Below are 9,952 nucleotides of genomic sequence, written 5' to 3'. Positions count from 1 at the left end.
AGAGGTCACTGGTTCAATCCCAGTATCGCGCACAGGGTTTCCTTACGGAACCCGTGGCAAACTTAAGGTTTGCCACGCGGATGTAGCGCAGTTGGTAGCGCATCACCTTGCCAAGGTGAGGGTCGCGAGTTCGAGTCTCGTCATCCGCTCCAGCACATGTAGTGTGTGAGGCGGTATCGCCACGGTGGAATGGCCGAGTGGTGAGGCAACGGTCTGCAAAACCGTGCACACGGGTTCGATTCCCGTTTCCACCTCAAACTGTTAGTGCCCACTCCATGGGCACTGCGCGCGTTTAGCTCAGCGGGAGAGCGCTTCCCTGACACGGAAGAGGTCACTGGTTCAATCCCAGTATCGCGCACACGGACTTCTTAGTCCTAGAAAACCGGGCCTGGTTTTCGAATGCGGATGTAGCGCAGTTGGTAGCGCATCACCTTGCCAAGGTGAGGGTCGCGAGTTCGAGTCTCGTCATCCGCTCCACGCATAGGGCGTCTTTTCTACTGAGGGAAAGGCGCCCTAAATTTTTTCTCACGTACTCGCGTGGGCATCGCGCGCCGTGTGGGGTACGAGTAGGGGGAGCCTTCCCCGCAGCCGAGCCCGCTTCCGTGTCTTTATCTATGGTGTTAGTCACAACCATCTCGACTCAAGGAAGTGGACACTCTTTCATGACATCTCTGCCCACACGCACAACACCAGTCCAGCGAGTGCTGGCTCTTTTTTCTGTGACGGTACTGGTTCTTCTGGGCGCACTCGGGACAGCAGGTATTCCAGCCCGTGCGCAGAACCCCACCGGTGTACCTGGTTCGGATTCTCCGGCATCGGAATCGCCTTCTGCTCCTCCCTCCGAGGATGCTGCCCCCGTTGAGGAAAATAGTGGCGCAACGATGTTGGTTCTAGATTCGTCTGGTTCCATGAATGTGCAGGATGCTGGTGGTCAGACGCGTCTCGACGCAGCAAAAGACGCTACCAAAAGCTTTGTGAATGAGTTGGGTGGAACAATTCCGCTGGGGCTTGTTACCTACGGCGGAACGGTTGATGAGACTCCAGAAAATCAAGAAGAAGGCTGCCGCGACATTCACGTAGTGAGCGGCCCGAAGGAGGACGTTGGGGATTCCTTCACCGGCCCCATTGATGCACTCCAGGCAAAGGGATATACCCCGATTGGTGATTCTCTGAAGAAGGCTGCTGAGGAATTGGGTGGCCAGCACGGCACCATCGTGCTTGTCTCGGATGGAATCGACACCTGCGCACCGCCGCCAGTATGTGAGGTGGCCAAGGAACTCCACGAGCAGGGCATCGACCTGGTCATCAACACCATCGGCTTCAATGTCGATGAGGAGGCACGCAAGGAGCTGTCCTGCATCGCAGATGCTGCAGGGGGCGAATATCTCGATGCCGATGATGCAGACTCACTAGCAGCAATGATTAAGAAAGCCGCTGGGCGTGCTGCGGACATCTATCAATCCGATGTCGAACAGATTGAAGGTAGCGAAGACATTTCACAGCCAACGGAGCTGCCGCGTTGGGAGTCCGGGGAAGACTTCATCTTCCGGGCTGAGTTGGATGCCCCGCCGAATGGCGGCGAGGACACCCACAAGGATTTTCACGCTGAGTCGTGGTCCATTCCCGTCAAACCGGGCGAGCGCTATGTAGCGACGATGTACAAGACTTTGGATGGCGCGGTGGTTAAGCCGCGAAGTCTCGGAATGAAGGTTTTCTTTGGTGACGGTTCCGAGCCACCGACCGGTAATCATGGAGGTGAACAAGGCTCCATTGAGTGCACTGCTGATCAGGACGAGTTCCATACCTCCATTCGCACAGACGCTTTGCCCAGCGCAAGCGCTTTTACGCGAGAAATGGGCTCCGAAAAGTGTCCAGATGACGAGATTGTCTTGACCGCGATGCGGGCGATGACCCATAAGGCTGAGGAACCCCTCGATGTGGAAATCCTCCTCCACCGCATTGACCCTGTGTCCAACATGGATGAGCTGGTGAGCGGGCTGGACAGCGAGGTAGAGGGTGAGCTTCATGCCAATTTTGAAGGCGCTGAAAAGGTTCGCGCGGCTAGCTGGTTTAGCGATGCCATTGAGCTGGAAAGTGGAAACACCATCGAGACCGACATTGTGCGGGGCGAGGCGCAAGTCTTCAAGGTTCCCATGAAGGAAGGACAGCAGCTTGCCGCTGCCTTGAAAGTAGGCGAGATGTCTGATGAGAATGCCTTGAAGTACTCGTCCCTGAATTTGGAGATTCTTAACCCCGCGCGCGAGCGAGCTGGTGACAACGATTATATGTCGGCGTTGAACGAGGGCCAAGAAGTTGCAGCACACTCAGTTATACCGACGGCCTTCGCTAACCGTTTCGGTCAAAGTCAGGCAAACGGGCAAGGAGCCCAAGCTAACTGGTTGGAGGGTGACTATTACATCTTGGTCACCCTGGATGCAGGTACGGGGTCCGAAAAGGAGGATGAGGTATTCGATGGCAAGCGAGACACGGCGAAATACGCTCTCACAACAAAGGTGCTGGGGGAACCAATCCAAGGGCCAATCTATGAGCCCGTTAAGGACAAGACTGAGGCTCCGAAGGACGACGGTGGCGACGCAGTGAAGGACCAATCGGACCAAGCCGCTGGCGCCGACGAGGATAAAGGCATAGGGCTTGGCATGCTTGGCTATCTGTTGGCTGCAGCGCTGGGCATTATCGCTCTTGCCGTAATTATCCTGATGGTTATCCTTCTGCGCGGTCATCGCCGCTAGAAGGACCCCGGCAAACCGGGCATAGCTGCTGTTGAAGGAGAGACAGGGAACTTTTCTGCCACGTGCAACGACTACTTGATAACCTCGCGCACGTGTCGCGGGGTAAGGATTAGCTAGCGCGTCCCTCCCGGCTATAGGATGAGGGAATATCCATCAAAAGTTTCATCCGACCAACAAGGAGTTGTCCGCACGATGCAGCTGCGTCAGGTCTCCACCGCCCTCGCCGCCGGAACCACAGGCCTCATTCTTGGCCTTTCTGCGCCGATGGCGGTGGCCCACGATTCGGTTATTGGCGGCAACGTGGTGAGTGATACCCCGCTTGAAGAATTTCCGCGTGAGATCACGCTGGAGTTCTCCGGAATTCCAAAGGACACCTTCAACACCTTCGCTGTCAGTGACCAAGGCTCGGGCGAGGTGCTTTTCGACGCCGAACCGACCATCAACGGCCGCAATCTCACCGTTGAGGTTCCTGACAACATCGAACCTGGTGATGGTGATTACCAGGTGGGATTCCGTATCACGTCCTCTGATGGACACTCCACGCTTGGTTCGGTGGAGTTCAGCGTTGCTTCCGGTGTTGATGCTGCAGCTGTAGGGAATTCCACCGGCAGCGCCGGCGACGCCGACAACAGTGATAGCCAAGAAGGCGACTCTGATGCACCGCTCGGCGCCCTATCGGGGCCGGCCAAGTGGATTGTCGGCCTCGGTGCGGTACTCGTCGTGGTGGCGATGGTCTTCGTCTTCGGTGCGAAGACGCGCCGAGCGAATGATGACTCCTAAGAAACGTATCGACGCGCTAGCGGCCTTGACTTTCCAATTCCTGGAGAAATCCCCTTAGTACAGAAAGGCATGTTCCATGCTGATGTCCCGTACCGCCCTTCGTGCTTCCGTGGCGGCCCTTGCCGCAGCTAGCCTGGCTTTGACTGGTTGCTCTAATAGCGAGGAAGACTCAACCGCAGCGTCCACGGAGGCTGCCTCGAGTGCTGCTGCGACAGTCGAAGAATCGGCGTCTGCTGCCTCAAGCCAAACCCACGATGCCGACGAGGGAGCTGTGTCCTTCGAAGATGGCGTCGTGCGTGCGATGGAAGAAGGCTCTGATATGACCGCCATCTTCGGCACGCTGCACAACACCACCGACAAGGACATCTCGGTCGTGGGCTTCACCTCCTCTATTGAGGCAAAGCAGTACCAGATTCATGAGGTCGTCGATGGCGTCATGCAGGAAAAAGACGGCGGTTTCGATATCCCTGCCGGTGGGTCTGTGAAGCTGGAGCCAGGCAGCTACCACTTCATGCTGATGGGCGTGGCTGAGCCGATTATGGCTGGTGAACACGTGACGATGACGTTGGAGCTTGGCGACGGTTCCACGGTCGAACTCGGCGACATCCCTGTGCGTTCCATCGGTGCAGGCGACGAGAACTATGGCGATATGGGCCACATGGATCACGGCGACCACATGGAGCATGGCGACCATATGGACCACAGTGACCACATGGAGCATGGCGACCATATGGACCACAAGCACTAAACACAGAGAGAAGGACACAATGAGCGGGTTCGAGGAACCTGTCAGCCGGCGTGGATTGCTTGCCGGAAGTGCCGTGGCTGCCAGTGCAATGGCACTGGCTAGTTGCGCACAGGCCGATACCGATGCCCCCAATACTGGAGGTCAGCGCGACGCACAGCGAGCCAGTGACGCTGGCAGCACAGGGCCGAACGCGGCCGAGGACACCATGGGCGGTGACATTGTCGCTTTCGATGGTAAACACCAAGCCGGAATCCAAACTCCAGTTCAAGCACACGTTGAACTAGTGGGATTTAACCTCAAGAAAAATGTCGGTGCTCGTGGAGCAACGGCCTTGATGCGTTTGTGGACCGAAGACGCGCGCCGATTGTGTACAGGGGAAAACCCACTCGGCAGCCTCGAACCTGAACTTGCAGTGACCCCTGCTAACCTCACCGTCACGTGTGGGTGGGGAGAGCACTTTTTCGATGCGGTGGACGTCGCCAAGCCCAGCTGGCTCCGCGATGTTCGCGCCTACGAGCACGATGACCTGCGCCCAGAGTGGGGGCAAACTGACATCGTTCTCCAGATTTGCAGCGATGACCCGCTGACCGCCGCGCATGTGCTCCGGCACATGACGCGTGCTGGCAAAGACTACGCCGAAGTCGCCTGGGTACAGCAGGGCTTTAGTCACGCCTATGGTTCCGCACCGAAGGGCACAACCGCCCGCAATCTCTTCGGACAAAAAGATGGCACGGTTAATCCGCGTACGGACGAAGACTTCGCGGAGCAGGTTTGGATTGATGAAGGCACCTTCGCTGGTGGCAGCGCCATGGTGGTGCGCCGCATCCACATGAACCTTGATTCGTGGGAGCAACTCGACCGTGCTGGGCGCGAAACCGCTACTGGGCGCACGCTTGATACCGGTGCACCGTTGGGAGCGGAGGAGGAGTTTGACCCAGTGGATCTCGATGCCCGCAATGAGTTCGGGCTCAAGGCCATTGATGAAAACTCTCATGTCGCCCGTGCCCATCCACCGGCCGACCATCCAGAACAGAAGATTTTGCGCCGACCCTTTAACTACAACCTCCCGCCAACGCCGGAGACTACCGCGCGCGGCGAGCTCAGTAATGCAGGACAAATCTTCATCTGCTATCAGAAGGACCCGTCGAAGCAATTCGAACCTATCCAGGCGCGCCTTGATGAAGCTGACCGGCTCAACGAGTGGATTACTCACATTGGCTCGGCCATGTACTACGTGCCTGCCGGAACTGAGGGCGAAACCTTCTGGGGCGAGTCGCTGATCCGCAGTTAGCAGGGGTAGACTAAGCCGCTGTAACTTTCTCAATGAGTGCTGCTCGGCCAGGTATGTCGAGCGGCGCGTGAGCGCAAAAGGAGCGCAACAAGTCATGGCGGAAATGATTCCAGCAGTCCCGGTCAACTACGAGCCGATTACGGTGCCGGCCGGAACTGCCGTGGGTGCGGCAATGCGCGAGCATGACCTGCCCAATAAAGGTCCAGAAGCAGTCGTCGTTGTCCGCGGTACCGATGGCACCCTCTACGACCTGTCCCACACCCCGGAGACTGACGCCGAATTCACTCCCGTAGCCGCCTGCGAGGAGGATGGCCGCGCTGTCATTCGTCACTCCTGTGGTCACGTCATGGCCCAGGCTGTGCAGGCCGAATTCCCGGGCACCAAGCTGGGAATCGGCCCCGCCATTGAGAACGGCTTCTACTTCGACTTCCAGACCGCCGAGCCCTTCACCCCGGAGGATCTCAAGGCGATTGAGAAGCGCATGAAGAAAATCATCAAGGGCGGCCAGCGCTTCGAGCGCCACGTCTACGCGACTACCGAAGAAGCCGAAGAGGCCCTGGCCAACGAGCCCTTCAAACTAGAGCTGGTTCAGGACAAGGGCAATGTTGATCCGGATTCCGATGAGGCCGCCGAGGTTGGTGCCGGGGATCTGACCCACTACGACAACATCAATCCACGCACCGGTGAGGTGGAGTGGTTCGATCTGTGCCGTGGACCGCACGTTCCAACCACCAAGTACATCCCGGCCTTTACCCTGACGCGTTCATCTGCCGCCTACTGGCGTGGTGACCAGTCCAAGGCTGGTCTTCAGCGTATCTATGGCACTGCCTTCGAATCCAAGGAAGCGCTTGAGTCCTACAAGACCATGGTTGAGGAGGCAGAAAAGCGTGACCACCGCCGCCTCGGTGCGGAGCTGGATTTGTTCTCCTTCCCGGATGAGATTGGTTCCGGCTTCCCGGTCTTCCACCCCAATGGTGCGACCGTGCGTATGGAGATGGAAGAGCACTCGCGCCGCCGCCACATCGCGGACGGCTACTCCTTCGTGTCCACCCCGCACCTGACCAAGGGTGATCTGTTCAAGAAGTCTGGACACCTCGACTTCTACGCTGACGGCATGTTCCCGCCGATGCAGCTCGACGGCGAGTGGGATGAGGACGGCAACTGTACCAAGCAGCCGCAGGACTACTATGCCAAGCCGATGAACTGCCCGATGCACAACCTCATCTTTGCCTCGCGTGGCCGCTCTTACCGTGAGCTGCCGTTGCGCCTCTTCGAGTTCGGTACGGTCTACCGCTACGAGAAGTCCGGCGTTATCCACGGCCTGACCCGTGCGCGCGGCTTTACCCAGGATGACTCCCATATCTACTGCACCCCGGAGCAGCTGGAAGAGGAGCTGACCAAGGTGCTGGAGTTCATCATCTCCTTGCTCAAGGACTACGGCCTGGATGACTTCTATCTCGAGCTATCCACCAAGGACCCCAACAAATACGTTGGCTCGGATGAGATTTGGGAGCGCTCGACGAAGATCCTGCAGTCGGTAGCAGAGAAGTCTGGCCTCGATTTGGTCCCGGACCCAGCAGGCGCGGCTTTCTACGGTCCGAAGATTTCTGTGCAGGCACGCGATGCCATCGGCCGTACCTGGCAGATGTCCACCGTCCAGCTAGACTTCAACCTTCCGGAGCGCTTCGAGCTGGAGTACACGGCGTCGGACGGCACTAAGCAGCGCCCCATCATGATCCACCGCGCCCTGTTCGGTTCTATTGAGCGTTTCTTTGGTGTGCTCCTTGAGCACTACGCTGGCGCTTTCCCGGCCTGGCTGGCCCCGCACCAGGTTGTGGGCATCCCAGTTGCCGATACTTTTGCGCCGCACCTGGAGGAGGTCTGCGCCGAACTGCGCAAGCGTGGGCTGCGTGCTGATGTGGATACCTCTGATGACCGGATGCAGAAGAAGATTCGCAACCACACCACAGGTAAGGTTCCCTTTATGCTCTTGGCCGGTGAGCGCGACGTCGAAGCCAATGCGGTGTCTTTCCGTTTCCTCGACGGCACTCAGGTCAACGGCGTGCCGGTGGCAACCGCTGTCGAGGTTATCGAGGAGTGGGTTCGCGAGCGCAACAATGATCAGCCAACCAAGGACAGCATCGCCGAGCGCGTCTAAACGGTTGTCCTGAGACGACAACGTCCAGGCAGGGGAGTCTGGACCCCACAGAAAGGACGAAACACAGAGTGGAAGAGTACGTCGATACCGGCCTGGGAACCCCCGACCGCTTGGAGCGCCTGTGGGCGCCGTACCGCATGAGCTATATCAAGCGTGAGGGCGGTGCCGGCGACGTGCCCAAGACCGCTCGTAATCCTTTCGTCGAAATTCCGCAGATGTCGGACGAAGAGGGGCTCATCGTGGCTCGCGGTGAGCTCGTCTACTGCGTGCTTAATTTGTACCCCTACAACGCAGGCCACATGATGGTCATACCGTACCGCCAGGAATCTGAGCTAGAGAACCTGACAGAAGAAGAGTCCCAGGAGCTTTTCCGTTTTGCCCAGGCTGCTATTCGAGTTGTCAAGAAAGTTTCGGGCCCAGACGCGATCAATGCTGGGTTTAACCTGGGACGCGCCTCGGGCGGATCTGTGGGTCAGCATCTTCACATGCATATTGTGCCGCGTTGGAGTGGAGACTCGAATTTCATGACTATTGTGGATGGAGTCAAAGTGCTGCCTCAGCTCCTCAAAGATACCCGCTCTCTGCTCGCACAGGGGTGGGCGGAGCTCGCCGCCGAGGGACTCATTCCAGGAGAAGCACATGCTTAGTGTTCATGGGCGCAAGCCCGCCGCCGTGGTCGTGGTGCCGGTGGCCAAACTCTTCCTCAAGATGGGCTTGACCCCGAACGTCGTAACCGTGGTGGGCACCATCGTCACCATCGCCATCTCGGTAATTTTTATCCCGCTCGACCACCTCTTTGCTGCCGCTGTTCTGTCAGGCCTTTTCTCCGCCTTCGACATGCTAGACGGCACAATGGCCCGCCTGACCACGGGCGGCTCGAAGTTTGGAGCGACGCTGGATGCCTCGTGCGATCGCATCACCGACGGAGCACTGTTCGCCGCCATTGCCTATTGGATGGTCTACGTCGACCACGCCCATCCGTTAAACTTTGTTGCCTGCATGATTGTGCTGGTCAGCTCCCAGGTCATCTCTTATATCAAGGCCCGTGGAGAAGCTTCCGGTTTCAAGATGGTCGGCGGTCTTGTCGAACGCCCCGAACGCCTCATTCTCGGCCTGGGTGGCGTGGGACTCGAGGGGCTCGGCGTTCCCTATGCACTGGAGATTGCGTTGTGGTTGCTGGCCGTGGGATCGGTGTTCACCATTTACCAGCGCATGCGTCAGGCAGCACGCCAGGACACCAAGTCTCGGTTCATGAAGGACCTGTAGAAACCTACCCCCCTTTCCCAAGGAGTGAGCATCCACCATGGCACGTGTGAATCGGGAGAACCTGGCTGCTGCCGGATATATTGCCTGCTGGAAGATTGTGCGTTATCTTCCGCAGCCGGTTGCTGCGTGGTTGTTTGAACGCGGCGCCGACTATGCCAGTGACAATGGTGCAGGGATGGAACAGCTGCGCCAGAATCTCAGCCGTGTCGTGGGCCCAGAGAATGTCACGCGCGAGTTGGTGCGCGACTCTATGCGGTCCTACATGCGCTATTGGCTTGAGGCTTTTCGCCTGCCCGCCATCCACGCGGACCCGACTTTGCATGAGCAGCTTCTTGCTGGAATGAAGGGCAAAGAGTATTCGGATGCGTCCATCGCGTCCGGCCGGGGAGTCATCTTTGCTTTGCCGCACTCGGGAAATTGGGACATGGCCGGTGTGTTCTGCGTGAACCACTATGGAGGCTTCACCACGGTGGCGGAGAGACTGAAGCCGGAGGCGCTTTTCGACGCCTTCGTGGACTACCGTGAGAGCCTCGGCTTCACCGTCCTGCCTTTGACCGGAGCCTCGTCCTCACCGTTCCCGCGTCTCAAAGACACCTTAGAGCGTGGCGGTGTTGTGTGCCTCTTGGCTGAACGGGACCTTACCCGCACCGGCGTCACCGTGGATTTCATGGGGGAGAAGGCCAACGTGGCTGCAGGCCCAGCTCAGTTGGCCATCGAGACTGGTGCAGCGCTGCATGTTGTGCACTCCTTCTTCGATGGCGATGGCTGGGGACTTTCCGTAAGCCCCGAGATAGAAGTCACGACACTGGAGGAGACTTGCCAACGGATGGCGGACGGCTTTGCCGAGAATATCCGTGAGCATCCGGAAGACTGGCACATGCTGCAGCCACAGTGGAATGCGGACGTTGAACGTCGTCGCCGCAGGCAACTAGACAGGAAGTAGGCAAGAGGAGGACCCA

General features: G+C 58.3%; 8 protein-coding genes and 4 tRNA genes. All 12 read left to right on the top strand.

Annotation, left to right across the window (positions count from 1 at the left end; translation table 11 throughout):
* The first annotated feature begins 76 nt into the window (after nt 1-76).
* Nucleotides 77-152, top strand: a tRNA-Gly gene (locus HMPREF2875_RS08325).
* Between the two features lie 31 nt (nt 153-183).
* A tRNA-Cys gene (locus tag HMPREF2875_RS08320) sits at nt 184-254 on the top strand.
* A 32-nt stretch (nt 255-286) separates the two neighbouring features.
* Nucleotides 287-358: transfer RNA gene (locus HMPREF2875_RS08315), tRNA-Val, on the top strand.
* A 43-nt stretch (nt 359-401) separates the two neighbouring features.
* Nucleotides 402-477: transfer RNA gene (locus tag HMPREF2875_RS08310), tRNA-Gly, on the top strand.
* Between the two features lie 185 nt (nt 478-662).
* Nucleotides 663-2,750 (top strand): vWA domain-containing protein, encoded by a 2,088-nt coding sequence (locus HMPREF2875_RS08305; protein WP_070672041.1) that lies wholly within the window; start codon nt 663-665, stop codon nt 2,748-2,750.
* A 192-nt stretch (nt 2,751-2,942) separates the two neighbouring features.
* Nucleotides 2,943-3,530 carry a copper resistance CopC family protein gene (locus HMPREF2875_RS08300; RefSeq protein WP_070672039.1) on the top strand — a complete coding sequence of 196 codons (588 nt, stop codon included), beginning with the start codon at nt 2,943-2,945 and terminating at the stop codon, nt 3,528-3,530.
* 76 nt (nt 3,531-3,606) lie between these two features.
* Nucleotides 3,607-4,278, top strand: coding sequence for a copper chaperone PCu(A)C (locus tag HMPREF2875_RS08295; RefSeq protein WP_083311893.1), 672 nt, complete (start codon nt 3,607-3,609; stop codon nt 4,276-4,278).
* Nucleotides 4,279-4,297: 19 nt separating this feature from the next.
* Nucleotides 4,298-5,569: a Dyp-type peroxidase gene (locus HMPREF2875_RS08290; protein ID WP_070672037.1), complete on the top strand. Its 1,272-nt coding sequence runs from the start codon at nt 4,298-4,300 to the stop codon at nt 5,567-5,569.
* A gap of 94 nt (nt 5,570-5,663) precedes the next feature.
* Entirely contained in the window at nt 5,664-7,727 is a 2,064-nt protein-coding gene (thrS, locus tag HMPREF2875_RS08285) for a threonine--tRNA ligase (RefSeq protein WP_070672035.1), read from the top strand.
* A 68-nt stretch (nt 7,728-7,795) separates the two neighbouring features.
* Nucleotides 7,796-8,374 carry an ATP adenylyltransferase gene (locus HMPREF2875_RS08280; protein WP_070672033.1) on the top strand — a complete coding sequence of 193 codons (579 nt, stop codon included), beginning with the start codon at nt 7,796-7,798 and terminating at the stop codon, nt 8,372-8,374.
* Nucleotides 8,367-8,993, top strand: a complete 627-nt coding sequence (gene pgsA, locus HMPREF2875_RS08275; RefSeq protein WP_070672032.1) for a phosphatidylinositol phosphate synthase — start codon at nt 8,367-8,369, stop codon at nt 8,991-8,993. Before HMPREF2875_RS08280 ends, pgsA begins: the two co-directional genes overlap by 8 nt.
* Before the next feature lie 37 nt (nt 8,994-9,030).
* Entirely contained in the window at nt 9,031-9,936 is a 906-nt protein-coding gene (locus tag HMPREF2875_RS08270; RefSeq protein ID WP_070672030.1) for a phosphatidylinositol mannoside acyltransferase, read from the top strand.
* Nucleotides 9,937-9,952: the final 16 nt, after the last annotated feature.

Origin of the sequence: Corynebacterium sp. HMSC078H07, from assembly GCF_001812805.1 — a bacterium.
In the GTDB taxonomy this organism is placed as follows: domain Bacteria; phylum Actinomycetota; class Actinomycetes; order Mycobacteriales; family Mycobacteriaceae; genus Corynebacterium.
This window is presented reverse-complemented; position numbering and strand designations above follow the sequence as displayed.

Coding starts and splice junctions, on each gene's coding strand:
- HMPREF2875_RS08300 (WP_070672039.1), top strand. CDS start 2,943: ATGCAGCTGCGTCAGGTCTCCACCGCCCTCGCCGCCGGAACCACAGGC.
- HMPREF2875_RS08290 (WP_070672037.1), top strand. CDS start 4,298: ATGAGCGGGTTCGAGGAACCTGTCAGCCGGCGTGGATTGCTTGCCGGA.
- HMPREF2875_RS08270 (WP_070672030.1), top strand. CDS start 9,031: ATGGCACGTGTGAATCGGGAGAACCTGGCTGCTGCCGGATATATTGCC.
- HMPREF2875_RS08295 (WP_083311893.1), top strand. CDS start 3,607: ATGCTGATGTCCCGTACCGCCCTTCGTGCTTCCGTGGCGGCCCTTGCC.
- pgsA (WP_070672032.1), top strand. CDS start 8,367: ATGCTTAGTGTTCATGGGCGCAAGCCCGCCGCCGTGGTCGTGGTGCCG.
- thrS (WP_070672035.1), top strand. CDS start 5,664: ATGGCGGAAATGATTCCAGCAGTCCCGGTCAACTACGAGCCGATTACG.
- HMPREF2875_RS08305 (WP_070672041.1), top strand. CDS start 663: ATGACATCTCTGCCCACACGCACAACACCAGTCCAGCGAGTGCTGGCT.